Raw genomic sequence first — 25,151 nt, 5'->3', positions numbered from 1 at the left:
GCTGGCCGGTCGGCATCAGTGCGCCTTGGGTACGGTCAATAGGTAGGATAGGGCTGGAGGTGCCTGATGTCGGAATTGTTCGATGCGGTGGATGCGCTGGTGGCGTCCCGCTCTGTTCTGCCGCCGCCGGCAGAGCGCAGGCGCCTGCGGCAGGCGCACGCCTTGACCCTGGACGAGGTGGCCGCTGCCCTGGGGGTGCGGCGGGCGACCGTCGGGGGCTGGGAGACGGGCAAGGCAGAGCCGAGACCGCCGGAGCGGGAGGCGTACGCGCGGCTGCTCAAGCAACTCACCCAGCTCTACCCTGCCCCGGAGAGCTCCGGTGTCCCACCGCAGGAGTCCGCCGCGGCACCGCCGGAGCAACCCTCGGGCCGCGCCCCGGAGGTTACGGCCACGGCCGTTGCCTCCTCGCCCGCTCCCGCCGCTGCCCCGTCCGCTCGAACCGTCGGCAGGAGCGCGCCGGTTCCGGCGCCTACGGCGCAGGTTCAGCAGTCCCCGCGCCGCCCGGGTACGAAGAAGGCCGCCCCCGTGTCCGCTCCCGCGCCCAGGGGCCCGTACGCGCATGGTCCGCTGCTCGTCCTCGACGTCGACGACGACCGGAAAGTGACCGGCTATGGCATCGGCGGCCTGATCGTGGACGTACCCGCCAAGTCCCTGCCCGCGCTGGTGGAGTGGACTCTCGAGAAAGGTCGGCTCGGGGCGGAGAAGCTGCACGGCTCGGGAAAGGACGCCGATCCGCTGCTGGTGCTCACCGAGGCAGCGTGTGAGCGGTTCGGCCTGCCCGCCTCGCTGTCACGCGAGGAGCAGCTCGCCGGGCGGCTGCCCGAGGGGCACAAGGTCATCAAGCAGCTTCAGCGTGCCGACTGGAAGCTCACCAAGCGAGGACTGGGGCCGTGGGCGCGGATCTACCGCCCGGCCGAGGGCGGCCGGCGGCGGTGCGTGCAGTTGTGCCTGCCTTCCTGGAAAGCCCTCGACAGCCGCGCCTGGGGACATGCCGCCCAGCTCGAGCCGGCCGAGCTCGCCCGGGTGCTGGGTGTGTACGCGACGCGAGTGATGACGCCGGTCGGCTCCACGGCCGTCACCGGCCTGCAGCTGATGACCGCGCTGAACCCGCCGACCCGCGCGAGCGAGCCGGACGCCGACGGCCGGCGGCACTCCGAGCACCGGCCCGGCTCGCTGGGCACGGAGCCGATGGACCCGGCGCCGTGCGAGGCGACCGACGGCCATCCCGTCCTGGCCCATCTGCCCCGCTTCCACGTGCGCGGCCCCGACGAGAAGCTGTGCGAGGAGGCCTATGACTGGGCGCGGGACCTGACCGATGCCGAGTGCATGCGGCGCTACCTGGTCGGCATCGACGTCAACCTCGCCTTCGGTGCTGCCGCGAACGGCGCCGTCGTCGGGCTCGCGTCGCCGCCCGTGCACGTCACCAACCCGGCTTTCGATGCGGCGCTGCCCGGCTCGTGGCTGGTGGATCTCTCCCACGTCGACCTCAGCCGTGTGAAGGTCGGCAAGCAGTGGCGCGAGCTTGACGGTGATCTGCTGCCCAGCCCGTTCACGCCGACCGGCCAGCGCCCCGAGGGTACTGCCTGGTACGCCACGCCCACCGTGGCGTACGCCGTCGAGCTCGGTTACGACGTCGCCCCCTTGGAGGCGTGGGTGCGCCCGGAGGCCGGCCGGTTCCTGGACGGCTGGTACAAGCGGCTGCGCAACGCCTATGTCGACACGATGGCGGATCTGGGCGTGGGCGAGAAGCTGTCCCCGGGTGAGTTCCTGACGGCGATGGACGGCTACAAGAGCCGCGATCCGGAGATGGCCATCGTTGTGGACGCCATCAAGATGACCGTCAAGGGCGGAATCGGCAAGCTGCAGGAGAAGGCGCGCGGCGGCGGCTGGAAGCCGGGCCAGGCCTGGCCCGCCCTCGCCCGCCCGACGTGGCGTCCCGACATCCGGGCCACCGTCATCTCCCGGGCCCGCACCAACATGCACCGCAAGATGGTCGCCCTCGCGGCGGCCACCGGGCAGTATCCGGTCGCGGTCCTGTCCGATTGCGCCGTGTACGCCGCTGACGGGCCCAGCCCGCTGGATGTCCTGCCCTACAGCGACGACGGCAAGACCGTGCCAGGCTCCTTCCGGCTCGGCGTGAGTCCAGGGATGGTCAAGCACGAAGGCACTCGGAGCGTGCTGTGGGGCGCCGACGTGCTCGAGCAGCTCGCCGGTGACGGCACGGTCGCCAACCTCGCCCGCTACATCAAGACCGGCGAGGTCACCGCCAAGGACAGCGGAGAGTAGGAGCGGCACGGCGATGGTCACGATCGGTGAAGGGCTCGACAAGGCGGTGCAGGGCGCGTTCACGCGCCCCGTCCCGAAGTCCGCCGGGGCGCAGATGCGCTACCTGGTCAAGCAGCACCAGCGCAGCACTCGGCGCGTGGCCGAGCTGCTCGGCATCAGCCAGCGCACCGTCGAACGCTATGTGAAGAACCAGATCAAAAAGCCCCGGCCGGACCTCGCCGAGCGGCTGGAACGCGAGGTTCGCATCCGCTGGCAGCCGCAGATCAGGGCCAGGGCCAAGCAGGCCGCAGCCACTACCGGCGGCATCATGATCGATGTCCACGCCCGGTTCGGCTACACCGCCGCCCCCGGCAGCACCGACGACGCCCGCGTGCGTCACCTCACCCTCGCGCTGCCACCCGGCCACGCCGCCCGTCTCTTTACGGCCCAGGAGGCCGGTCTCACCGAGGACCAGCTCCGCCAGATCGCCGCCGAGGCCCTGGGCGAAGTCTATTTCCGCGACAACGGCCGCCGCGCCCACGGGCTGGAAGTGGAACTCACCGACCTCCTCGACCTCGAATTCGAGCTGTAGCCGGCCGGCACGTCACCGCACCCGGCGGCGAGCCAACACACGTGCGTGGCCGCCCGCTGGTGACCAGCTTGGGTGCCCTCGGAGACGTACGGTTCGGCACGCTCGACGAGCGGCACCTGCGGAGGAACATCATCGCCTGACAGGGCTGCCGCAGTCGTGGCGGCCTCAGTCGCCGGTGTCCTTTTCAGCGCACCGGCCGCTTCTCACCACTGCATCCACCACACCACCGGGGTGCGCGGATGGACGCACGGCAAGAAGCCCAAGGACAAGCACGAGACCGCGAAGTGCCGGGCAAGGACGCCTCGCTGTCGTACTCACCTGGGCTGCTGTCCTCTCGCATGACGTGGGGCCCGGCCGACGACGACCGGGCCCCACGTCAACCTCCGCTACCAGCAGCACTCCTCGGGGAGAGGGCTGCTGTCTACCAGCGGTACCAGCGCCCCTTGCGGCCCGTGCCGTCCGCGGACCGGACGACGAAGCCGAGCAGCCAGACCACCAGCACGATCACCGCGAGCCACCACAACGCCTTCAGTGCAAAGCCCGCACCGAAGAGGATCAGAGCCAGCAGAAGAACCAGAAGCAGGGGAACCATCGTTATCAACCTCCTGGCCATCGGATGCCCTTACTTCGCCCCTACAAGCACACAAAATGTGAGTTACTTTCACCGGATCAAGGGCATGCGCACCCACGCACGGTTCCCCCGTTCCAGCGCCTGATGCACCGCAGTTGGGCAGCGACGTCCTGTGGCGGCAGGAGGTCGGCCCGGACCTTGCTCACCGGCCTGAGCAGGCCCATGGAGTGCGGCGAACGAGCTCGTCGGCGTGTCCACAGAACGGTGTCCACTGCACGCCTCCTCGTGCGTGCACCATGCAGAGCGCAGCCTGCGCCGCAGGACTACTCGTCGTACGCCGCATGTTGGGCGTGGCTGTACGCGCCAAGGCTGGATGCCGCCGGAGTTGTCCGGTCTCGTAGCCGACGGAGGTGCGGCGTACCGTGAGGAGGAGACGGGCGGTCAGCAGCGATTAGTCCGCTGCGGCGAGGCTCCGCAACCCGCTGACCTGCGCACGAGCTCAAGAAAAGCTCAGATCAATCATGTTGTTCCGGTGCCGGGCGATGGGTGACCCGTGACATACTTCGTGGGCGCTCCGCATCCCAGCGATCACCGTGGCAGGTTCGCCGAAGACCGTCGACGAGCCTGCTCGTAGATCGAATGGGGGTGGGACGTGGGTGATCCAGACGATGCCAAGCCTCGCCGGCGAGGCTGGACCGATGCCGAACGCTGGCAGATCTACCTGGCAGCGGCAGGGCTGATCGTGGCGATCATCGCAACTGTGGGGCAATTCGTGCAGTAGAGACCCCACATACACGAGACGGTCGTGACCGCGCGCTTCGCACGCAGAAGCCCGGTCGGTAGTTAGGCGACCGGGCTTGTGAACTGCGTTGGAGGGTCTGGCTCGGGGTGCCTCCCGAGTCGGGCCCTCCAGTGTCGCTCGGGTTGAGCGGTTGACACGCTCGATCCGGCAGGAAGAACTATACCTGCCCAAGGCCGTCGTGGAGCTGGTTCCGACGGGGGTCAACCCCGCGATGTTGGACCGCCAGGCGGGCGCCGTCAGCCCCGGCGGCACCGGCTCTGCTCTCCTACGCGAACGAGTCCTGCTCGCTTGACGTGCATGCCAATTGGTGAGTCCCTGCGCACCTTCAACCAGTGGTGAGTGCCGTCCAGACCCCGAGCGGGTGCTCAACCGGCTTCAACCACAACCGCGGTTGAGACTGCGGTATCGCTCGTCGATCCCCGGCTGTCAGAGGAAGCGGCCATCGGCGTCCGGCCACACTGCTTGCAGCACCGGGAAGGGATGATGCCCTCGCATTCTCTGCCGCTCTCCAGCACAGATCCAGCCGCAGCCTCCTGGCCGAGGGAGTTGAGCAGCACGTGCATCGTCTGGATGCCCAGTCCGAACATGACAAGCTCAGGCACGGCGTGCGTGTGCCAGAGCCCGATCGTGTACGCGAAGCCGGGCCCTTCGTCGTCGGCCGGCACCATGACCACGCTCCAGCCATGCTCCTTGACCGGTCGTGGCCGGTCGGTGGGTGCAGGACCGGCTGGCCTCGCATGTACCTGGCTTCGTTCATGGGGCTTCCTTGGAACCGACCATTTAGGCTGGCGCGGTGACTGATGAGCGGGAGCGGGCGCAGCCGTCCGGCGTGTGGGCCACGGCGGTGGGGGTGGCCAGGGTGCGGGCGTTGGAGACCGAGCGGCAGAACGCGCTGTTCCGCGACCCACTGGCACAGGCCTTCGCCGCCGCCGGCGGCCTGTGGCCCTCCTCGCCGCCGCCCGGTGACGAGGCCGCGCGACGCCGCCGGTTGGCCGTGGCGTTCTCCATCGTCATCAGGACGAAGTTCCTCGACGAACTGCTGGAGCAGGCTTGCGCGTCCGGGATCCGGCAGGTCGTTCTGCTAGGCGCCGGTATGGACAGCCGGGCCTTCCGGATGGACTGGCCCGAGGGCACCCGGCTGTTCGAGGTCGATACCACCGCGCCGCTTGACTTCAAGGCTTCGGTGCTGCGCCAGGAGCGGGCTGTCGCGCGCTGCGAGCGGATCACCGTCGCGGTGGATCTCCGTGATGACTGGCCGGGCGCGCTGGCCGCCGCAGGGCACGACCCGGCGGTGCCAACCGTGTGGATCGCCGAAGGACTGCTGATCTATCTGCCCGAGGAAGCGGTGGAGTTGCTACTGGCCCGGATCGGCGCGCAGTCGGCGGCAGGCAGTCGGATGGGGCTGACATTGGGCTCGCGCGGTGTGATCGAGCGATTCGGCGCGGATGCCGGGCCGGGATCGGCGGCGTCCATGTGGGTCTCGGAGATGCCCGACGACCCGGTGGCCTGGCTGGCCGGGCACGGCTGGGAGGCCGACACCCACACCCTGCGCGAGCGCGCTGCCGCCTACGGCCGCCCGGTCAGCACCCCACCGCAGCGCGAGGAGGGACCCGGCGGGCTGATCTCGGCGGTCCGCCGGTAGAGCGCGTCCCGGTTCCCTCACGGGCTCGTACACGGTTTGGGGTGAGATAGGCCCGTGGGGTTGCGCAAGAAATCCGGTGGCGGTTCGTAACAACCGCGCCGTCCATGAGTCGAGAAGGAACGGCACGCCGTCGCACGCTCAGAGCTGCCCCGGCACTCGGAAGCCGCCTGAGTTGCGTTGCTGCTCACACGCCGGACGGGACCACGGCGGTGTGCCGTACTGTCCCGTGTAGTGCTGGCGCGCTGTTGGTGCTGTGCTCTCGTGCTGGGGAGTCAGGATGGCTGGACCTGGTCGAAGTGGGCGAGGGCTTCGGCGGGGTTGGGGCTCACGAGGCGGTCGAGACCGGCCATCGTGATCTTCGCCCACCTGCCGGCTCGTGCCCACATCTGTTCCTCGAAGGCGCGGATGGTCTTGTCCAGATCGTCGGGGCCGGTGGCGATGGCCTCGGCGAGTTCGGCGCCTTCCAGCATCGCGAGGTTCGCGCCTACCCCAAGCGGGGGCATCAGATGGGCGGCGTCGCCCAGTAGCGTCACCCCGGAGACGTGGGGCCAGGTGTGGTTCACGGGCAGGACGTAGAGGGGGCGGTGGACGAAAGCGGTGCCGTGGTGGAGGAGGTCGAGGACGGGAGCGGCCCAGCCGTCGAACAGAGCCAGCAGACTCGATCGCACCGCCTCGGCGTCGGCCAGGTCCAGGTTCGTGTGCCAGTCCAGCGGCGCGCGGAACCGGGCGTACACCTTGACGTGGCCGCCGCTGTTGCGTTGGGCGACGAGAGTTCGGTTGACGCCGTACACAGCCACGGAGCCCTCGCCGATCAACCGGGCGAGGTCGGGGTGGCGGGTGTCGACGTCGTCCAGGGACGTCTCGACCACGGTGACGCCTGTGTAGTGCGGCGTCACCGATGAGACTGCGGGGCGGATCCGGGACCAGGCGCCGTCCGCGCCGACTACGAGGTCGAACGCCTCTTGTCGCCCGTCCGCGAACTGGACCCGTACGCCGTCCCGGGTCCCTGGCACCACCTCGGTGACGCCCCTCCCCCACTGGACGTCCAGGGGGCCGAGCAGCAGATCGCGGAGTTGACCGCGGTCGATCTCGGGATTGGCCCGGTCATCCGGCCGGGGCTGCCAGTCACGCAGGACGGTACCGGCCGTGTCGAGAATGCGCATGGCCTGCCCCTCGGGACGAGACAGCGCCTGGAACTCCGCCAGCAGCCCCGCCTTGTCCAGCGCTAGCTGCCCCAGCCCTGTGTGCAGGTCCAGCGTGCCTCCAGGAGGACGGGCGTCGGGGGCGGGATCACGCTCGAGGATGGTGACGGGGTGGTCATGGCGGTGCAGGACGCGGGCGAAGGTAAGGCCGGCGGGACCGCTTCCGACCACTGCGATGCGATGCCTCATGGCGATACACCGTATTGCTCCGAGACAGTGTATTGCAACAGTACAGTGTGGCCATGACTGTGTGGGACCGGCCGGAGCCGCCGACTCGCCCCGTACCGCTCGACCGGGAGCGGATCGTCGCCGCCGCCGTCGCACTGGCCGACGAGGGCGGGCTGGAGGCGGTGTCGTTGCGCAAGGTGGCCGCCCGGCTGAACGCCGGCCCGATGCGGCTGTACGGGTACATCGCCACCAAGGAAGAGCTGTTCGACCTCATGGTGGACGAGGTCCAGGGCGAGATCCTCCCCGAGGAGCAGCCCGGTGACTGGCGGGAGGCGCTGCGCATCCTCGCCCACCGCACCAGGCAGGCCGCTCTCCGTCACCCATGGCTGGCCGACCTCCTCGGCGGCCGCCCGACCCTGGGTCCGAACGGCCTCGCCGTGACCGAGGCCAAACTGGCCGCCCTCGACGGTCTCGCCGACGTCGACACCGTCATGCGCGCCGTGGAGACTGTCAGCGCCTACGTCACCGGCGCGCTCAGGCGCGAGATCGCGAACCTGCGGGCCGAGCGGGCCACGGGTCTGTCCAAGCGCGACTGGCAGCGCGCCTCCGGCCCGCATGTGACGAGGATGCTGGCCACGGGCCGCTTCCCGGCGCTGGCCAAGGCCGTGCACGACGGCACCGATGTGGACGCCGAGACATCCTTCGCGACTGGCCTGGACTGGGTCCTCGATGCAGTGGCCGCCAAGCTCCCCCAGCCGCCGGCGTGATCCTCAGCCCGGTGAAGGGCGGCCGGGCATCGGAACTTTGGTTGTCGGTGGCTCCTGCCAACATGCATGGATGACCTCAACTGGCCCCCTGTCCACGGCCCCTGATGGACAGTCTCGTGCCCGCCTTCTCGAGTTGGTCGGTGCCATCGAACCGTGGGACGACCTGGAGCACACCCATCTGGAAACCGCCACGCGGTGGATCGCCGGCGGAGCCCCGCTCTACCGGGTACGCAAACCGGATACCCCAGCCATGCACCTGGTGAGCTACTTCGTCGTGCTCGACAACACGCGCCAGCAGCTGCTCCTCGTCGCACACCGCAAGGCAGGCCTGTGGCTGCCGGCCGGAGGGCACGTCGAGCCCGGCGAGGACCCGTGGGCCACGGTGGTCCGCGAATGCAACGAGGAGCTGGGCATCGAGGCCGTGGCATCACCGGTCACCGGCGAGCACCCTCTCTTCCTCACCGTCACTCGAACACGGGGGCACAGACCGCACACCGACGTCTCCCTCTGGTACCTCCTCAGCGCCGACGCCCGCACCATCACCTCCTACGATCAGGAAGAGTTCACCGCTGTCCGGTGGCTGACCGATGAGCAGGTACTCGACGAGCCCGCCGAGCTGCTCGACCCCCACATGCACCGCTTCACCCGCAAGCTGCAGCACGCCCGGACCAGAAGGCACCGCGGTTAGCCTCCTGCGGTACCCGAGGGCGGAGAGCTTGCGCAGCCGGGCAGGTGGGGCAGCCGCTTCCACGGCTGCAGATCGGCTTGCAACGCGCGCCATCCGGGTGAGCGTCCGACCGCCACAGCCAGCGGAGGGCGTCGGGAAGCAGGACACCGCCGTGGTGGGGGCTGTGGCCGCCGTCGCCCAGGGCAATGCGGAAGTCGTAGCCCACCATCAGCGAAGCCGGCTCCGAGGAGTCGTATCGCGCGGGCACGTGCACCCAGAACTTCCGTGACGTTCCTGGATAGATCGCGCTGTCGCTCCAGTCGTACTCGATCGTTTCGCCAGCCGGTACGCCTGACCGCACTGCGGAGTCGGGGCCATGGGCGTAACGCACGTCCGACTGGTCGATCAGAAGCGTGGGCGGGCGCAATGCCCGTAAGGCGCGCTCAGCGGCTGTTCAGCGGCTTGCCGTACTTCTGAGCCGTGGACAGGTACGGGAGGCCGAGCGTGCGGGGCGAGAAGGCCGCCGAGCCGCCCGCCGAGCCACTGCGGAGAAGCCACACGGCGCCCAGGGAGGCGTTCTCGCCAGGGGATCCGACCGTGACATCCGGTACGCCGTCGGCGTTGTAGTCACCCGTGGCGACCGCCGCACCGAAGGAGTCGCCAGCCTCTGCGACGCCCGGGACGCCGGGCGTGGCCTGGTTCCAGGCGACGGACGTGGCAGCGCCGTTGGCATCGAGCAGGCCCTGAGAGCCGCCGTAGAGCAGCCAGGCGGCGCCCGCCCCCGCCTTGCTTCCTATGGCCTCGCCGGGAGCGCCCGCGATCAGGTCGTCGCGGCCGTCGCGGTTGACGTCGGCGACGGCGAGGGCGGCGCCGAAGCGGTCGCCGGCCTCGGCCACGCCCGGGACGCCCGTCGTGTCCTGGTTGAGTGTCTGGGCGCGGCTGCCGAACGAGCCGCCCTCGGGGCTCTGGTAGTGGATGTGGATGCCGCCGCCCTTGGCGAGTTCCTCGGGTCCGCACGGGTCGTCGATGTTCTCGTCGGCGATCTCTCGGCATTCGCCGAGCGCCAAGTCGTCGCGGCCGTCGCCGTCGAAGTCGCCGGCGGCCAGGGCGGTCACGGCGGCGTTGTCCGTGTTCCAGAAGTTGGCCATCGCGGACTCGTCGGTGTCCCACTTCCACAGGCGTACGTGCGACTGCGTGTTGGGGGTGCCCGCCGTCCAGTACGCCACGGCCAGGTCGTCGCGGCCGTCGCTGTCGAAGTCGCCGGTGGCCAGGACGGGGGCGCGGCCGCCCATGGGGGCGGCGACGACGGTGGTGACCATGCTGTCCTCGCCGAGGATGACACGCGCGACGACCTTGTCCGTGCCGCCGATCATGATCTCCTTGTTGCCGTCTCCGGTCAGGTCGGCTGCCGCGAGCGATGTGCCGTACGCAGCCGACGGCGACGGACCGGTGAGGACCGTCGACCCCGGTCCCGGCCCGTTCTTCGAGCCGCCCACGGCGATGACCATGCCCGCGTCCTTGCCGCGGTCGGTGACGTCCTCGCCGGGGACGCCGACGAGCAGTTCCGCGATGCCGTCGCCGTTGAGGTCCGTCAGGGCCACGGACGCACCGAAGCGGTCACCCGCCTCCGGGGTGCCGGGGACCTCGGGAGTGGTCTGGGTGACACGGATGCTTCCGTAGGCGCCGACGCCCTTCGGGCCGCCCCACACGACGTTCACATACCCGGCCTTGGCCTGGCCGCCGACGGTTCCGTCCGGGACGCCGACGGCGACGTCCGCGTAGCCGTCGCCGTTGAAGTCGCTCGCCGGGGTGCGGGGTGCGGCGGCGGTGGCGGCGGACGGGAACACGAACCCGGCGGTGGCCGCGGCGGTTGCGATGGCGTACGTCAGGATGCGGCGGCTGTGTGCCACGGAGGCTCCCACTCGGTCGACGGGGTGCGGAACACCTGGTGTGACCGTCGAAGGGTAGAGCGGGTTGTACGGCGTTCACCGGTGGTTGGTGCCGAATCTTGGTGGGCGGGCGAGGCCGCCGGTGTTGCGGGCGGCACCGGGCTGGACAAGGTGTGGCACGAAACGGTGTTTCACGGGAAATACGGGCCGGTGTATCACTCACTCAAGTCCAACCAGTCCCCGGCGGGTCATGGGCGAACCCTGAGCCGTCCACGGACATACGGGTGCGAGGGGCGGTGACGGACACGGCGCCAGGTACTCCAGCAGCGGCTGGTGTGCTGAGCCGCGTTTTGGTGGTGGCGTCGTGGCGGTGGCGGGCGACCGGCCGGCGGTGCCTGCTCCGCCGTGGCCACGGACCGTCGTGGCCGCAGGCAAGCGGTCCTCCTCTCGGCTCAGGATCGGCGACACAGGAGCGTGGCCGTCAGCGGCGCAGCGCCTCGAAGGCCTGCCGAGTGGCGACGCCGATGGCGAGGTCGATGTCCGGTGCCTGGCGGGCGAGCCGGTCGGAGCGGGTCAGCGCGGCGATCGCCACCCGGTCGCCGGACTCGGCCCCCACCACGCCGATCTCGTGCCGCAGCTCTTGGCTGCTCCAACTCGCGCAGCTGACGGCCTGGAAAATGGGGTGCGGTCGGCTGAGCTGGGGTGATAGGGAGGCGATGTGACAGAGAGTCTTGAGTTTTCCACCCTGCTGCAATTGATCGACGAGCGGTCGGCAGTGTTCCGGAGTGCGGTTGCCGCCGCGCCCAGCCTTGACGCGCCGGTGCCGTCCTGCCCCGAGTGGACGTTGTTCGATCTGGTGCACCACTTGGGTACGGGCCAGCGCTGGTGGGCCGCGATCGTCGCCGCGGGGCCGGCCGAGGCTCCGCCGGCCAAGGATGCCGCGGAGGTGCCGCGCGAGCTCGAGGCGCTGCTGGCCTGGTACGCCGAGTCGAACGAGCTGCTCTTGAGTGCGCTGCGCGAAGCCGGCCCGGAGCGCGAGTGCTGGGCGTGGTGGGGCGCCGGCGTGTCGCCGGCGAATGCCTGGGGCGTTGCCCGGCGCCGGGTGCACGAGGTGCTGGTGCACACCTACGACGCCCAGCTCGCCGCAGGCGCCGTGCAGCCGATGCCGGTGGATGTCGCGATCGACGGTGTGGCCGAGTTTCTCGATACCTGCAACTCCACCCCGGCGGCCTGGCCGCACGAGGCCGCCACCCTCCACTACCACGCCACCGAGGGCCGCTCCTGGCGCCTCACGTTGGACGGCACCGGCGCCTGGCCCGCACCCCTCACGGACGACGCCGCGCCCGCCTCCGCTTCGGCCACGGGCACGGCCGAGCAGCTGCTCCTCTTCGTCTGGGGCCGCCTCACGCCGAGCGATCTGAAGATCGAGGGCGACCAGCAGGTGTTCGAGCGGCTGATCGCCTGGGAGCCCGAGGAGTAGGCAGTCCATACCGCCGGCGGCGGCCTTGATGACGTCCGCGCCGGTGAACGTCCCGAACAGCTCCGTCGCCGCGCGCGGGACGGCCACTACGGCCTCGTACAGCTCGGACACGAGCGCCTCCGCGCCTCCCGCAGCACTGCGCTCGGAAACGATCAGTCAGTCGCCGAGGATCCGCTCCCACAGCAGCGCGTCCCGCCAGTCCCCATCGAGGAAGATCGAGGAGTGCGCGACGCCATACGGACTGAACCCGTTGCGGCGCAGCACCCGCTGCGACGGCAGATTCTCCAAGTTGGTCGACGCCTCGGCGCGGTGCAAGCCGAATTCGTCCCGCATCACCCCGAGTACGAGCCCGACGGCGTGCCCGGCGTGCCCTTGATTCTGGGCGGCGCCGGCGATCCAGTATCCGACGGAGCCGCGGCGCAGGTGCGGCTGCGGCAGGATGCCTCCGACGGTGACCTGTCCGATCACCTGGTCGTCGGCGAGTACCACGCCCGGCCATACCGTGCCGGCCCGGTGTCCGGCCAACAGGCGGTCGATCCGCTCCGTCTGGCCCTCAGGGGTGAAGAAGTCGGCCGGCTGGTCAGGTTCCCACGGCGGCACTTCGCGCCCCCGCACTGCGTCGGGACCTTGTCGGCGACGTGCCCGCGCGGGTGATCACGGAGGGGATCACTGAGGTCGGGGTCTGCTCGGTCACGACCGTGTGCCGCACGGAGGCATGCGGTGGGATGCCGCCGGAGGTGAGGGCAGAGGGAGGTGCGGTGGCGATCGGGCAGGGCTCCAGGTGTGACCGGATCGGTCCGTAGCCGGACCCGATGAGGCCTGTCGCCACTGCCGTGCCGCCGGTCAGGGTGGGGGACATGACCCGAGCATTGATCGTCATCGACGTCCAGGAATCCTTCCGCGCCCGCCCGCTGTGGCAGACCATCTCCGACCCGAAGATCGCCGACCAGGTGGACCGACTGGTCCGGCTCGCCCGCCAGGCCGGGGACCTGGTGGTGTGGGTGCTGCATTCCGAGCCTGGCAGCGGCGATGTCTTCGACCCCGCCCTCGGCCATGTGCGGCTGATGGAGGAGTTGCAGCGCAAGGAGGGGGAACCGCTGGTCCACAAGACGTCGCACAACGCGTTCACCACCACCAACCTGCAGCAACTCCTCACGGAGCGCGGCATCCGCGAGCTCACTGTCTGCGGCATCCGAACCGAGCAGTGCGTCGAGACCACCACCCGCGTCGCGAGCGACCTGGGCTACGCGGTCACCTTCGTCATCGACGCCACCGCGACCAACCCGATCCCGCACCCCGACGCTCCCGCCGACCAGAGCGTCGCCGAACTGCTCGCGGACCCCCGCACTCTGACCGCCGAGGAGATCATCACGCGCACCGAGTACGCCCTTGCCGGACGCTTCGCCACCATCACCACTGTCGGGCAACTGGAGGCCGTGGCGAGGACTCGGGCATGATGACCGGATCGTGAACCACATCGCCTTCCTCCTGGTGCCCGGAGTCCATCTGCTGGACCTGGCAGGCCCCGCGCAGGTCTTTTCCACGTCCGCCGACTTCGGGCACCCCTACACACTCAGCTACATCGCCGAGCAGCCGCAGGTCTGCACCGCTCAGGGCCTGCCGCTGGTGGCCCGGCTCGACTGGCCCGAGCTCGGCCCCGAGGATCTGATCGTGGTGCCCGGCTGGCGAACGCTCACCCTGGCCGACGGTCCCGCCATCGGCAGGGCCTCACTGCAGTCTCTTAGGGACCACCACGCCAGGGGCGGAACCGTTGCGAGCGTCTGCGCCGGAGCCGAGGCGCTCGGCCGCGCCGGACTGCTCGACGGACGCCGCTGCACCACCCACCACGACGTGCAGGACGAGCTGGCGCGCCGCTACCCCGAGGCGACCGTCGTCCGCGACGTCCTGTACACCGCCGACGACCGGGTGGTCACCTCGGCCGGCATCGCCAGCGGCATCGACCTTGCCCTGCACCTGATCGCCACCCGGCACGGCCCCGCCGTCGCCGCCCAGGTGGCTCGGGACATGGTCGTCTACGCGCGGCGCAACGGCCACGAACCGCAGGCCAGCGCGATGCTCCGGTACCGATCCCATCTCGACGACACCGTGCACCACGCCCAGGACCTGCTCGACGCACGCTTCGACCAGCCATTGCCCCTGTCCGCACTGGCCACGGCCGTGGGGGTGAGCGAACGGACCCTCACCCGCCTCTTCACCCGCGCCACCGGCGGCCTCACCCCGCTGCGCTACCAGCAAACCCTCCGTCTCGAACGCGCGCAGCACCTCATCAGCCACGGCGCCACCGTCGATGCCGCCGCCCGCGCGGTCGGCTTCGCCGACACCCGCATGCTGCGCCGCCTGCGAGCACGCGAGCACTGACCAGCAGCAGCGCACGCCGAAACGGTCGCCGTCCCGGGCGCGCTGATCCGCCGAGCCTGAGGTGTGCTCCCGTGCAGCGTCCGGCCATGAGGTACGCAGCGGCCCCGTAGACAGGAGGAGCAGGGTTCCACTGCTGGGTCTGCGGGGCCGGTGCATGACTCACGTACCCTGCGGTGCGTCCGATAAGCCCGATCCCTCCCAACTGTCTTGGAGGCGGCGCCTTACACACGGGTGGGCCCGGCCGTGTCGGCCGGGCCCACCTCATCGCCGGTTCGCGTGGCGCGCTGCTCGCACCAGCCGCCTTGCGTCTACCAGCGGTACCAGCGCCCCTTGCGGCCTGCGCCGTCCGCGGAGCGGACGACGAAGCCCAGCAGCCACACGATGAGCACGATCACCGCGATCCACCACAGCGCCTTCAGGGCGAATCCCGCGCCGAAGAGGATCAGAGCCAGCAGAAGAACCAGAAGCAGGGGAACCATAGTTATCAACCTCCTGGCCACCGGATGCCCTTACTTCGGCCCTACAAGCACACAAAACATGAGTTACTTTCACGCGGTGAGGGGCATATACGCGCCGCGCACCATGCGCGGCTTCCCTCCGTTGCGCACCTCATGTACGGCAGCCATGCAGCGTGCATCGCTCAAGGTGATGTCATGGTGCGAGTGCCGGGACCAGGGCGCGCGTGCCAGACATCGAACCGTTTCCGTGCGCTGCGGGAACAGCCGTCCGAGAAGCGCTGTTGCACCAGCCGAGGGACCGGCGCCGCGTGGGCGGGGAACAGAGAGAGACCATGAGATCGTTCGCCCCGACGCGATCCGCCGCCCTCGGGTCCGCTGTACGCCGGTCACCCTCTTACCGGGGCGAACCCTCGCACCTGCCGCAGACACGGACCGAGGCCTTTTCACACTGGAGGAGTTTCATGACTGACCGGCCCCTGACGCTCATGGCCGTGCACGCCCACCCCGACGACGAGGCCACTGGCACGGGCGGCGTCCTCGCACGGTACGCGGCGGAGGGCATCCGCACGGTCCTCGTGACGTGCACCGACGGCGGCTGCGGTGACGGACCTGGGGGCGTCAAGCCGGGCGATCCCGGGCACGATCCGGCAGCCGTCGCCCTGATGCGGCGTCAAGAGCTCGAGGCGAGCTGCGACATCCTGAAGGTCGGCCATCTGGAAACCCTGGACTACGCCGACTCCGGGATGATGGGTTGGCCGACCAACGACGCCCCCGGGTCCTTCTGGCAGACACCCGTGGAGGAGGGCGCTGCCCGGCTCGCGGAACTCTTGCGCCGCTACCAACCCGATGTGGTGGTCACCTACGACGAGAACGGCTTCTACGGCCATCCCGACCACATCCAGGCAAACCGCATCACGATGGCGGCACTGGCCATGACCTCGCAGACACCGAAGGTGTACTGGACGACCGCGCCCCGCTCGATGATGCAGCGGTTCGGGGAGGTCATGCGCGAGTTCGGTGCGGACTGGCAGGAGCCGGACCCCGACGAGGCCGCCGCGATGGCCGAGATCGGACTCCCCGACGAGGAGATCACCACCTGGGTGGACACCACCGCGTTCGGCGGTCAGAAGTTCGACGCGCTGGCCGCGCACGCCAGCCAGGGTGAGAACATCTTCTTCCTCAAGATGGGCCAGAAGAGGTTCACCGAGTTGATGGGCGTCGAGACCTTCGTACGTGTCCAGGACACCACCGGCGCGCCCGTGCCGGAGAACGACCTGTTCGCCGGACTGCGCTGATCCGCCCGCCTCCCGGTTCCCAGCCGGCTCGAGTGAGGCGCTCGTGAGCCGGGCTCGGCGTCGGTGAGAGCGACTCCGATCTGCGCCGAGCGCGCGGGACCGGGAGGCGTCAGCTGCGCGACACGGAATGGCGGAATCGCGGCGGCAGGGGCGACCGAACTAGTATCGGCCCCGAGTGCGCAGATCAGCGCCATGAGGGGCTGCCCCGGCCGACCGTCCCGCAGGAGGTCCGCAATGGCGACGCTGCTGTCCGTCAACGTAGGAACGCCCAAAGACATCACCTGGCAGGGAAGAACCGTCCACACCGGAGCCTGGAAGGCCCCCGTCAGCGGTCCCCGGATGGTGCGACGGCTGAACATCGACGGGGACGGCCAAGGAGACCTGGCTGGGCACGGCGGCGAGATCCGAGCCGTCCTCGTCTACCAGCTGCAGTCCTACCAGTACTGGCAGCAACAGCTCGGTCGTGACGACCTGACCTTCGGAATCTTCGGCGAGAACTTCACCGTCGACGGCCTGCCCGATGACGAAGTGTGCATCGGCGACCGCTACCGCATCGGCGAAGCGGAATTCGAAGTCACCCAGCCGCGCGTGACCTGCTACCGCGTCGGCATGCGCCTGGGCGAACCCACGATGGCTTCCCTGCTGGTCGCCCACCACCGGCCGGGCTTCTACCTGCGCGTGATCACCGAGGGACATGTCCAGGCCGGCGACGAGATCACCCTCACCCGCAAGGGACCCGAGGAACTCAGCGTCGCCGACACCGACGCCCTGCTCTACCTCCCCCATCGCGACCCAGCCCAGCTGCGCAAAGCGTTGAACATCCCCGCCCTCAGCCCTGGATGGCAGCAATCCTTCCGGGAACTCGCCGCCGCTCAGCCGCCCAAACAGGAACCGGGACGGCCAGGGGAACGCGCCGGCACCCTGCAGCCCGGGGAAGCGCCGGGGTGGCCCGGCTTCAAGACCATGCGCGTCGCCCGCATCGTCCCCGAGACCCCCACCGTCTCCTCGATCTACCTCGCCACCGCCGATGGCGCATCCCTGCCCGAAGCTCGCCCGGGCCAGTACCTCTCCCTCCGCCTCCCCGTCGGCGACACCGCACCCGCCGTGCGCAGCTACTCCATGTCCTCCGCGCCCACCGCAGACACGTACCGCATCAGCGTTAAGCACGAGCCCCATGGGAAAGTCAGCAGCTACCTCCATGCCATGCTGCGCCCGGGGGACCTGGTGGACGTCGCCAGCCCCCGCGGAACCTTCGTACTGCAGGCGGGGACCCGCCCGATTCTCCTCATCTCCGCAGGGATCGGCGCCACCCCCGTACTGGCCATGCTCCACCAACTCGCCGCCGCACGAGATCCACGCGCCGTCTGGTGGATCCACACCGCCCATGACCGCGCACACCACGCCTTCGCCGAGGAGGCCCACGCACTCCTGGCACAACTCCCCCACGCCCACGAGCACATCTACTACACCGCGGGAGCCGGCCCACACCTCGACGAGCGCCACATCACCCAGGGGCGCCCGACCGCTCGATCACTCGCCACCCTGGGCATTCCCACGGACGCCGACGCCTACCTCTGCGGACCGCCCGCCTTCATGGACGACGTCGGCGGCTATCTGCGCCATCACGGTCTGCGACCCGAGCAGATCCGCACGGAACAGTTCAGTTCCCTGCCCGCCCTCAACCCCGGCGTCGCCCCCAGTGCCTCGGTCCAGCCCCATCGGCCCCCCGGCCCCCCAGGCGCCGGTCCCCTCATCACCTTCGTCCGCAGCGGCATCACCATTCCATGGTCACCCGCCTACGATTCGCTCCTCGATCTCGCCGAAGCCTGCGACATTCCGACCCGCTGGTCGTGCCGCACCGGCGTCTGCCACACCTGCGTCACCCCCCTTGTGGCAGGTGACACCTCCTACACCGTCCCGCCCCTCGAACTCCCCGAGCCCGGCACCATCCTCGTCTGCTGCAGCCAGCCCACCGGCGAAGTGGTCCTCGACCTGTAGCCGGATTACAGCACCACCAGCGAGTCCCCCAGCAGCGACGGGGAGACAACGAGGCGCCTGCGCCGGCGTGTTGAGACGTCGAGCATGTGGGCAGGACCCGCGTCCGTTCGCCACAGGTTTCCACCCCCGGTACGGCATCCGACGCGGCTCGGCTCGCGACGGCCTCGCTCAGCTCTCCCCCGGCAGCGGGTGTTGTTCGACGAAGCGGCGGATTTCCGCGGTGAGGCCGGCCGGGTTGTCGAAGGGGACAAGGGTGCGGGCGTCGGGTATCTCCACGTAGCGCGCGTTCGGCAGCAGTTCCGCCAGGCGGCGCCCCGTGGCGTGCGGCATCATGCGGTCCTCGGCGCCCCAGGCGACCAGTGCGGGGCGCGTGAAGGAAGGCAGGTTCGCAGCAGCCTTCAGATAGCAGTCCGGGTCCGCGCTGCGGCAGAACTTGGCGAAGTCGCGCCGGATGTCGCGGCTGCCCAGCAGCGGACCGTACCAGCGGGTGATCAGCTCTTTCGGGAGCCGCTTCTTCGCCATTCCGCCGAGCGACGTCTGCATACGCGCCAGGGGCGGAAAGCGGAAGGACTGGAGAAGGAGAAAGAGGCCGCCGGGGATCCTGCTGGCTCGGTGGAGCGTTCTGCCCTGAATGCCCGGTGGGTAGTTGTCCAGCGCCTCGCAGGAGGTGAGAACGAGCCGGGCGATGCGATCGTCTCGTACGCCGATGAGGAGTTGAGCCGTTCCGGTGTCGTTCTGTACGAGGGTGACCTCGTGGAGGTCCAGGCGGTCCATGAACTCGGCCAGGAGTGCCGCGATGCCGTGGGCGGACAGGTCGGCGTCCGGCCGCATCGGACGCCGGTGGCTGCCGATCGGCAGGACAGGGATCAGCACACGGAAGTCGGGCCGTAGGTCGGAGGCGACCGCGTGCCAGACCGATTCGTCGAAGCCGAGGCCGTGGACCAGGACCACGACGGGGCCGTCGCCGCCCGTGTCCTCGTAGTCGATCGTCCCTGCGCTCAGCTCGATCTCGGGCATGGCGTCGCCTCCGGCTCGGTGGCATGGTTCTTGATAGATCGTTCTAATGAGAGAATAGGCGGCCACCTACAACGGCCGCCACCCGGAGGCTCCGCCTGTGAGCGACAGCAAGGACACCACGCCACGAGACACCAAGCAGCGCATCGTCACCGCCGGCACCGAGTTGTTCCGGCGAAAGGGTTACACCGGGACGGGCATGAAGCAGATCGCCGAGGCCGCCGACGCGCCGTTCGGGTCGATCTACCACTTCTTCCCAGGGGGCAAGGCCGAGCTGGGCGAGGAGGTGATCCGCACTTCGGGAGCCGTCTATCTCGGCCTTGTCGCCGAGTTCCTGGATCCGCACGAGGACAGAGCCGCCGCCACCGGCGACTTCTTCACCGCCGCGGCGGACACCCTGAGCGAACTCGACTTCGCCGACCCCTGCCCGATCGCCACCGTCGCACTCGAGGTGGCCAGCACCAACGAGCGGCTGCGGCTCGCCACTTCGGAGATCTTCGACAGCTGGATCGACGGCCTCGCCGCCTACTACGCGGCGGGCGGCATCCCACAGCCGGCCGCGCGTGAGACGGCCAGCTCAGTGATCGCACTGCTCGAGGGTGCCTTCATGCTCGGCCGTGCGGCGCGCAGCACCGCGCCGGTGCTCGCGGCGGGCGCAGCGGCCACGGCGATCGTACGCGCGGCGCTGGCCGGCGAGTGAAGTCGTGCCCGCGAGCAAGTGAGGAGGAAGAGCGCGGCTGCCCGTTTTTCGCCGTCACGCACACCCGCCCTCACGCGGTCCTGACCGGTGCGGCACAATCGCGGTCAACTGGGCGGTAAAGGTGGGGGGAAACGTGGGGCGTTTTGGCGCGCGAAGCCGGCGTAAGGGCATACCGAACGACCCGGCGCTGGTGGCCGCGGCTGCTGAGAATCCCGGTGGCAGCGTCGCCGAGATCGACCCGACGTACATCGACGACCCGAACGGCTACGTACCTCCCGAGGCGATCCGCGGCGCGTGGTTGGTGGACAGCGGCGGGAAACTGACGGGTGAGTACCGGGAGAATCACCGCCACGGTGTGCCCCAGGACGACTTCGGCAAGCTCACTGGTCCTGATCACTGGCTTGGCTGGCTCGGCGACGATCCCGCGACCGCCGTCCGGAGGGGCATCGAGGAATCCTTGCGCGCCCAGGTGGCGGACGCAGTGGTCGAGTGGGTCAAGATCCTTGAGACGCCCCGGTTCCTCACGGGTGGGCGTCGGCATGCTGAGGACGAGCAGCTCATGTTGGTCACCCGCGCGGCACTCGCCGCGCCGTTCGCGTTGTCCGTGCGCACGACGCAGCACGGGCGTTCCGTCCTCCTGGGGGTGTTCTCCTGGGCGGCGGTGAACCTCTCATCGCCCGAAGGCCGCAAGGATCGGCACTGGTTCGACCTGGGCGTCGGGCTGGACTGGGCCGGTGAACGGCTTCAGGGGCGGATCTACGAGATTGACGGCGAGGACGGCACCGCCGAGCGGTAGGAGCCGCCATGTTTCAGGGACGGGCGCTGCGGCGCCACGTCACCGCGGTTCAGTCGCTGATGCGCAGGACGATCTTTCCGCGCCGGTGTTCGTGTTCGAGGGCCTCATAAGCGGCCCGGGCCTCGTGCAGTGGCAGCACGCGGTCCACCGCCGGCGTGAGACGGCCGTCTTGGATGAGCTGCGTGATGGACTGCAGCCCGGCCTGGTCGGGTTCCACCACGAAGAAGACACCGCGAGCGTGATGACGATCGGCCTCCTGCTGGTCGGGGGGTGCCGCGATGCCGACCAGCACGCCGCCCGGTACGAGGACGTTCCAGGACCGGGCCAGTGTCGGTCCTCCGACCGGATCGACGACGACGTCGACGGGCCCGCTCTCGTCCTCGAAACGCTGATGGACGTAGTCGATGACCGTGCCGGCTCCCAGCGATCGCACGAAGTCGAGGTCGGTGGGGCCCGCGCTGGCCACCACATCCGCGCCGAGGGCGGCGGCGATCTGCACGACGAAGGATCCCACCCCGCCGGCGCCGCCGTGCACCAGGACGCGTTGGCCGGGGATCAGATGGGCGTGGTCCACCAGGGCTTGCCAGGCGGTCAGTGCGGCCAGCGGCACGGCCGCAGCCTGGTCGTGTGACAAGGACCGCGGCTTGGCTGCCACGACGTCGGCAGGGAGGGTGACGTAGTCGGCCGCAGCGCCGTTGCGGGTGAACGGGATCAGCCCGTACACCTCGTCGCCCTCCCGCCAACTGGTGACGGCCTCCCCACGGGCGGCCACCACGCCTGAGAACTCGTGCGAGGGAATGATCGGGGTCCGGTCGCGGCCCGAGCCGTCCAAGCTGTCCGTCCAGGTGGCATCCCAGGCCAGTTCGCCGGCGGTCACGGACGCGGACCGCACGGCAACGAGGATCTCGCCGGGGCCGGGCTGCGGGCGCGGAGCCTTTTCGTAGGTGAGCTGCTCCGGGCCGCCGCGGCGGTGCGCCCGGATCGCGTTCATCTCAGCCATGAGCATTCCTTTCGGTGCGGAGGCGTGGACGGCCGTACAACGCGGTGCGCGGAACGGCAGAACCCGGCGTATGCCGCTGTTGTTGCGATCACCAGGTGGGGACGAACCCTCCATCGATGATCATGTCGCTCCCGGTGATGTTGCGCCCCTGATCGCCGGCGAGGAAGAGGACCAGGTCGGCGACCTCCTCGGGGGTGGTGAATCGTCCTGTGGCGGTCGAGCCGGCCACCTGCGCCACCACGTCGTCGGGGGTGATGTCGGCGGCGGCGGAGACGGTGGCTGCGACTCCGTCCTGCGCGAGCCACAGGTCGGTCTGCACCGGTCCGGGGCTGACAGTGTTGACGCGGATGCCTTTGGGCCCGACTTCCTTCGACAGCGCCTTGGAGAAGGCGACGAGGGCCGCCTTGCCTGCGCTGTAGTCGATCACCATGGGGTCGGGCAGGGTGGCGTTGACGGAGGCGACCGTGACGATCGAGCCCTGCCCGGCCTGGAGCATGAGCGGCAGGGGCCGCTCGGGTGACCCGGACAGCACTCAGCAGGTTCAGATCGAGGATGTGCTGCCAGTCGGCGTCGGTCACCGACAGAAACCCTCCGGTCCGGGCAGGCGCGGCACCGACATTGTTGACCAGGACATCGATGCGCCCCCTGGCCTCTTCGATGAGCCGTTCAGCGTGCGGGGGCTCGCTGAGGTCGACGGGCACCCAGGTGACCGCGCCCCCCTCCACCAGTGCCTCCAGTGCGGGGGTGGAGGTTCGGGATCCGGCGATGACCGTCGCCCCCGCCTGTGCGAGAGCTGCGACGACGGCCAGTCCGATGCCCTTGCTGGCACCGGTCACCACGGCGGTGCGGCCTTGCAATGGGGTGTTCATCCGTGCTCCCAGGGGATGGTGAAGAAGATGCGGCCGCTGCTGCTCGCGGTCCCCAGGGGAGGTGCCGTTGAGGGTTGCGGTCACCTGGTCCGCGTTGCCGTAGAGCAGAGGGCGTCACTGCTGCTGATGGAGCCGGCGAAGTCGGTGTCGTAGCCGCTCTCCCGGTACTGCAGGTCCAGGATCGTCACGTCGGCGGGGATCGTGTACTGCACGGCCTGCCGCTCATCCAGGCCCGCGGCTCGAACTCCTGGACGCCGCCGGTGCAGAGGTAGGTGGCGCGCATGTTGTAGCGGGTCCCGGGCCCCGTGGCCGGCAGCGAGGAGTCGTTGGTGCAGGACTTGAGTCCTACCTTCTGAGGACCCGTCATGCCCGACCCTTAGCGTCGCCCGAACGCGCATCGGCTCGTGCCGAACGCATGCGACCCCGCGGGCTTCAGGACGCGAGCTGTTGGCGGTCCCCCATCACCACGACGGGATGCCGCGTCGGGTCCAGGGTGCGCAGGAGGAGCTTCATGCCGGACTCGGGTACGGTGACGCATGCCGAGGTGCCGTCACCGTGGTCCATGTGGAGCCAGATCCCGCCACCCTTCTCCACCCCCTCCGGGCGGTTCCAGTCGAAGGGCGGAACGCCCTTGAGCCGGTTGTAGTCAATGGCGATGACGTAGTCGAAGTCATGAGCATGGGCCGGCTCCGGGAGCAGCATGGTCGCGTAGGCATTGTCGTCGTGCCAGTACTTCAGCCGGCTCCCGGGATCGGCGAGCGCGCCTCCCGCGTCGGTGAGCGTGAACACCCCGACGGGACTGTGTCCGTCGTCCATGCGGTGGTCCTGCGTCCAGCCCAGTCTGCCGTTGTGTGCGGGCCAACTATCCGTCCGCACCCACGTAGAACCCTGCTTCTCATAGAGCACGGCAAGGCTTTTCGGCGAGTCCCGGCGCTCACCGTAGACGACCACCGCCTGCCCGGTGTCGGCCGGTATCTGACTCCACATCCGGTCACCGACACCCGGAAGGCGCCGGCCCACAACCTGGCCGGGATAGGCCGACTCAGCACCGGGTGCGCCGCCGGAGGTCGCCCACTCGGCCCCTTGACCGCACGCCGTGGCACCGGTCAGCAGGACGCCACAGGCAAGAGCCGCGGATATGGCAGGACGCACACCGCCTCTCCGCACCCGTCGACGGCAGGAGGAGGTCACCGTGAATTTCCACATGGTCAGGATCGTGTGACGGGGCGTATGCGCGTGCAACCGGGCGCGGCATCCGGCCCAACTGTTCACCTTCCTCGCACTGCGGCGTCCTCGGTGCCGACCGGACGCGCGCGTGCCGGGTTCCGCTGCCCGGGTGACAGTCACCGACACCGTTTGGGATCGGTCATCCAGTCAGGGTGGCGGAGGGCGCCGGCGCTTGCAGGCGACGGACGTCCCATCCGGCATGGCCCGGCCGGCGTGCCCTTGCCCGGAACTTCACAGGACACCGGCGGAGACGTTGCCACCGGGCAGCTGAGGCTGCTGCTGCAAGGGGCGGGCGGCAGGCCAAGGGGCGGAGGGCAGGATCCGCGCCAGTTCGTGGCGTATGCGGTCGGCTTCACCACGAGCCTGAGCCGGCACATCACCGCGCTCTGCGACAAGGCGGTTGAAGATCGGGGTTTCCTGGAACACGCTGGATCTGCCTTCTGAGGTCGACGCGGCACGGCAACCGCCGAACTGCGAGCTGATCATGTGACAGATCGAGTATCCAGCACCGCGAGCCGGAGCAGTGACCAGCCATCTGCTGAGCGGGGGCGTGAGAAGGTGCGCTTCGGCCCGGCAGAGGGGGGAAGATGGGGCTGACCTACGGCTACGACATATACCTGCGTCCCCGGAACGTCGCAGGGGCACTGGCCAATCTGGCCGGGCTGGCGCCACCGCACCGTGATGTGCCGCCGCTTGAGGTGACCCTGCCCGGCGGTGACCGGCTCGTCCTCCCGTTCACGTCCCGTTTCAGGAGCGAGCCGGTCGACTGCTCCACGAGCAGCACTCTCGAACTCGACACGTCCCTCATGTTCGGCATCGATGAGGCGATGCGCCAGTACGTGGAGGAACACAGTCATGGAACGGAGCACGACGGGCGAGTCGGAATCGGTTACGTCTACCTGACGGTCCGGTTCGAGTCGTTGCTGCACCCTGGCTACGCGTCAATGGAGTTCTGGGCAGCGACGTCGGCGATGAGCCGCATGTTCGCGCGGTCGGCCGGCGTCAGAGAGGTGTTCACCGGCCTCGCCGCCGCCAGCGGCGGAGTGTGCTGCCTGTTCGACACCGGCGACGGCGGCCCGGAGCAAGTGTGCTGGCTCAACGGCGAGGCGAGCGAGGAGATGGTCTCCGGTCCCCGCTTTCCGGATCTGACCGCCCTTGTGGCGACTTGGCCCGACCCCGACCGCTGCGTCGAGGCGCTTCGGCCCGACGACAACCCTGCCGCATGACGTCGCGCGACGCGGCGCGCGCGAGGAACTCTCCCTGCAGCCACCCGAGTACGCCCTCGCACGCCTCACCCTGACCGAGCAGAGCACCAGAGCATCGAGTACGTGCGCTTCCGCCCAGCGGACGTGGTCCGCTGCCTCCTGCGC

25 protein-coding genes and 1 pseudogene are annotated in these 25,151 nt (G+C 69.6%); 13 read left to right on the top strand and 13 right to left on the bottom strand.

The genetic code is table 11. From position 1 onward, the window contains the following. The first annotated feature begins 66 nt into the window (after positions 1-66). Complete coding sequence (gene tap, locus ACZ404_RS20795) at positions 67-2,286, top strand: telomere-associated protein Tap (protein WP_468441938.1); 2,220 nt, start codon at positions 67-69, stop codon at positions 2,284-2,286. A 13-nt stretch (positions 2,287-2,299) separates the two neighbouring features. Next, positions 2,300-2,857: a telomere-protecting terminal protein Tpg gene (tpg, locus tag ACZ404_RS20790; RefSeq protein WP_468441936.1), complete on the top strand. Its 558-nt coding sequence runs from the start codon at positions 2,300-2,302 to the stop codon at positions 2,855-2,857. 421 nt (positions 2,858-3,278) lie between these two features. Here tpg and ACZ404_RS20785 read toward each other — a convergent pair whose 3' ends face one another. After that, complete coding sequence (locus ACZ404_RS20785; RefSeq protein ID WP_468441934.1) at positions 3,279-3,449, bottom strand: hydrophobic protein; 171 nt, start codon at positions 3,447-3,449, stop codon at positions 3,279-3,281. A 1,146-nt stretch (positions 3,450-4,595) separates the two neighbouring features. Further along, entirely contained in the window at positions 4,596-4,898 is a 303-nt protein-coding gene (locus ACZ404_RS20780) for a DUF4262 domain-containing protein (RefSeq protein WP_468442026.1), read from the bottom strand. A 161-nt stretch (positions 4,899-5,059) separates the two neighbouring features. Between ACZ404_RS20780 and ACZ404_RS20775 the strand changes: the two genes are divergently transcribed. Then, the gene (locus ACZ404_RS20775) at positions 5,060-5,872 is read left to right on the top strand and encodes a class I SAM-dependent methyltransferase (protein WP_468442024.1); all 813 of its coding nucleotides are present in this window, start codon (positions 5,060-5,062) and stop codon (positions 5,870-5,872) included. Positions 5,873-6,144: 272 nt separating this feature from the next. Here the strand turns inward: ACZ404_RS20775 and ACZ404_RS20770 are convergent, their stop codons facing one another. Beyond that, the gene (locus ACZ404_RS20770) at positions 6,145-7,263 is read right to left on the bottom strand and encodes an FAD-dependent oxidoreductase (RefSeq protein WP_468441932.1); all 1,119 of its coding nucleotides are present in this window, start codon (positions 7,261-7,263) and stop codon (positions 6,145-6,147) included. A gap of 53 nt (positions 7,264-7,316) precedes the next feature. On the opposite strand from ACZ404_RS20770, the gene ACZ404_RS20765 reads away from it, so the two are divergent. Both ACZ404_RS20765 and ACZ404_RS20760 read left to right on the top strand, forming a co-directional pair. Continuing rightward, positions 7,317-8,009 (top strand): TetR/AcrR family transcriptional regulator, encoded by a 693-nt coding sequence (locus ACZ404_RS20765; protein ID WP_468441930.1) that lies wholly within the window; start codon positions 7,317-7,319, stop codon positions 8,007-8,009. Positions 8,010-8,259: 250 nt separating this feature from the next. Further along, positions 8,260-8,697: an NUDIX hydrolase gene (locus tag ACZ404_RS20760; protein WP_468441928.1), complete on the top strand. Its 438-nt coding sequence runs from the start codon at positions 8,260-8,262 to the stop codon at positions 8,695-8,697. Positions 8,698-9,119: 422 nt separating this feature from the next. Here the strand turns inward: ACZ404_RS20760 and ACZ404_RS20755 are convergent, their stop codons facing one another. Further along, positions 9,120-10,586, bottom strand: a complete 1,467-nt coding sequence (locus tag ACZ404_RS20755) for an FG-GAP-like repeat-containing protein (protein WP_468441926.1) — start codon at positions 10,584-10,586, stop codon at positions 9,120-9,122. Positions 10,587-11,046: 460 nt separating this feature from the next. Beyond that, entirely contained in the window at positions 11,047-11,184 is a 138-nt protein-coding gene (locus ACZ404_RS20750) for a hypothetical protein (protein ID WP_468441924.1), read from the bottom strand. Between the two features lie 99 nt (positions 11,185-11,283). On the opposite strand from ACZ404_RS20750, the gene ACZ404_RS20745 reads away from it, so the two are divergent. Continuing rightward, positions 11,284-12,045: a maleylpyruvate isomerase family mycothiol-dependent enzyme gene (locus ACZ404_RS20745; protein ID WP_468441922.1), complete on the top strand. Its 762-nt coding sequence runs from the start codon at positions 11,284-11,286 to the stop codon at positions 12,043-12,045. Positions 12,046-12,201: 156 nt separating this feature from the next. Here the strand turns inward: ACZ404_RS20745 and ACZ404_RS20740 are convergent, their stop codons facing one another. After that, the gene (locus ACZ404_RS20740) at positions 12,202-12,660 is read right to left on the bottom strand and encodes a GNAT family N-acetyltransferase (RefSeq protein WP_468441920.1); all 459 of its coding nucleotides are present in this window, start codon (positions 12,658-12,660) and stop codon (positions 12,202-12,204) included. A gap of 242 nt (positions 12,661-12,902) precedes the next feature. On the opposite strand from ACZ404_RS20740, the gene ACZ404_RS20735 reads away from it, so the two are divergent. Both ACZ404_RS20735 and ACZ404_RS20730 read left to right on the top strand, forming a co-directional pair. Beyond that, positions 12,903-13,502, top strand: a complete 600-nt coding sequence (locus ACZ404_RS20735) for an isochorismatase family protein (protein ID WP_468441919.1) — start codon at positions 12,903-12,905, stop codon at positions 13,500-13,502. Positions 13,503-13,512: 10 nt separating this feature from the next. Next, entirely contained in the window at positions 13,513-14,424 is a 912-nt protein-coding gene (locus ACZ404_RS20730) for a GlxA family transcriptional regulator (RefSeq protein ID WP_468441917.1), read from the top strand. A gap of 308 nt (positions 14,425-14,732) precedes the next feature. Here the strand turns inward: ACZ404_RS20730 and ACZ404_RS20725 are convergent, their stop codons facing one another. Beyond that, positions 14,733-14,903 (bottom strand): hydrophobic protein, encoded by a 171-nt coding sequence (locus ACZ404_RS20725; protein WP_121790737.1) that lies wholly within the window; start codon positions 14,901-14,903, stop codon positions 14,733-14,735. Positions 14,904-15,343: 440 nt separating this feature from the next. Between ACZ404_RS20725 and ACZ404_RS20720 the strand changes: the two genes are divergently transcribed. Beyond that, positions 15,344-16,177 carry a PIG-L family deacetylase gene (locus ACZ404_RS20720; RefSeq protein ID WP_468441915.1) on the top strand — a complete coding sequence of 278 codons (834 nt, stop codon included), beginning with the start codon at positions 15,344-15,346 and terminating at the stop codon, positions 16,175-16,177. A gap of 234 nt (positions 16,178-16,411) precedes the next feature. Continuing rightward, entirely contained in the window at positions 16,412-18,175 is a 1,764-nt protein-coding gene (locus ACZ404_RS20715; RefSeq protein WP_468441913.1) for an MOSC domain-containing protein, read from the top strand. Between the two features lie 168 nt (positions 18,176-18,343). Here ACZ404_RS20715 and ACZ404_RS20710 read toward each other — a convergent pair whose 3' ends face one another. Next, the gene (locus ACZ404_RS20710) at positions 18,344-19,192 is read right to left on the bottom strand and encodes an alpha/beta fold hydrolase (RefSeq protein ID WP_468441911.1); all 849 of its coding nucleotides are present in this window, start codon (positions 19,190-19,192) and stop codon (positions 18,344-18,346) included. Positions 19,193-19,289: 97 nt separating this feature from the next. Between ACZ404_RS20710 and ACZ404_RS20705 the strand changes: the two genes are divergently transcribed. Continuing rightward, complete coding sequence (locus ACZ404_RS20705; protein WP_468441909.1) at positions 19,290-19,889, top strand: TetR/AcrR family transcriptional regulator; 600 nt, start codon at positions 19,290-19,292, stop codon at positions 19,887-19,889. A gap of 133 nt (positions 19,890-20,022) precedes the next feature. Next, positions 20,023-20,685, top strand: a complete 663-nt coding sequence (locus ACZ404_RS20700; RefSeq protein WP_468441907.1) for a hypothetical protein — start codon at positions 20,023-20,025, stop codon at positions 20,683-20,685. Positions 20,686-20,734: 49 nt separating this feature from the next. Here the strand turns inward: ACZ404_RS20700 and ACZ404_RS20695 are convergent, their stop codons facing one another. From ACZ404_RS20695 to ACZ404_RS20675, 5 genes and pseudogenes are all read right to left on the bottom strand, one after another. Further along, positions 20,735-21,685, bottom strand: a complete 951-nt coding sequence (locus tag ACZ404_RS20695; RefSeq protein ID WP_468441905.1) for an NADP-dependent oxidoreductase — start codon at positions 21,683-21,685, stop codon at positions 20,735-20,737. An 88-nt stretch (positions 21,686-21,773) separates the two neighbouring features. Then, positions 21,774-22,554 (bottom strand): annotated as a pseudogene (locus tag ACZ404_RS20690) (SDR family NAD(P)-dependent oxidoreductase). An 80-nt stretch (positions 22,555-22,634) separates the two neighbouring features. Beyond that, the gene (locus ACZ404_RS20685; protein ID WP_468441903.1) at positions 22,635-22,766 is read right to left on the bottom strand and encodes a hypothetical protein; all 132 of its coding nucleotides are present in this window, start codon (positions 22,764-22,766) and stop codon (positions 22,635-22,637) included. A gap of 220 nt (positions 22,767-22,986) precedes the next feature. Continuing rightward, a complete protein-coding gene (locus ACZ404_RS20680) occupies positions 22,987-23,541 on the bottom strand; it encodes a hypothetical protein (RefSeq protein WP_468441901.1) in 555 nt (184 codons plus the stop codon). 471 nt (positions 23,542-24,012) lie between these two features. Further along, positions 24,013-24,267, bottom strand: a complete 255-nt coding sequence (locus tag ACZ404_RS20675) for a hypothetical protein (RefSeq protein WP_468441899.1) — start codon at positions 24,265-24,267, stop codon at positions 24,013-24,015. Between the two features lie 101 nt (positions 24,268-24,368). On the opposite strand from ACZ404_RS20675, the gene ACZ404_RS20670 reads away from it, so the two are divergent. Continuing rightward, the gene (locus ACZ404_RS20670; RefSeq protein ID WP_468441897.1) at positions 24,369-25,007 is read left to right on the top strand and encodes a hypothetical protein; all 639 of its coding nucleotides are present in this window, start codon (positions 24,369-24,371) and stop codon (positions 25,005-25,007) included. Positions 25,008-25,151: the final 144 nt, after the last annotated feature.

It is taken from the genome of Streptomyces sp. NPDC030798 (assembly GCF_055572275.1).
This window is presented reverse-complemented; position numbering and strand designations above follow the sequence as displayed.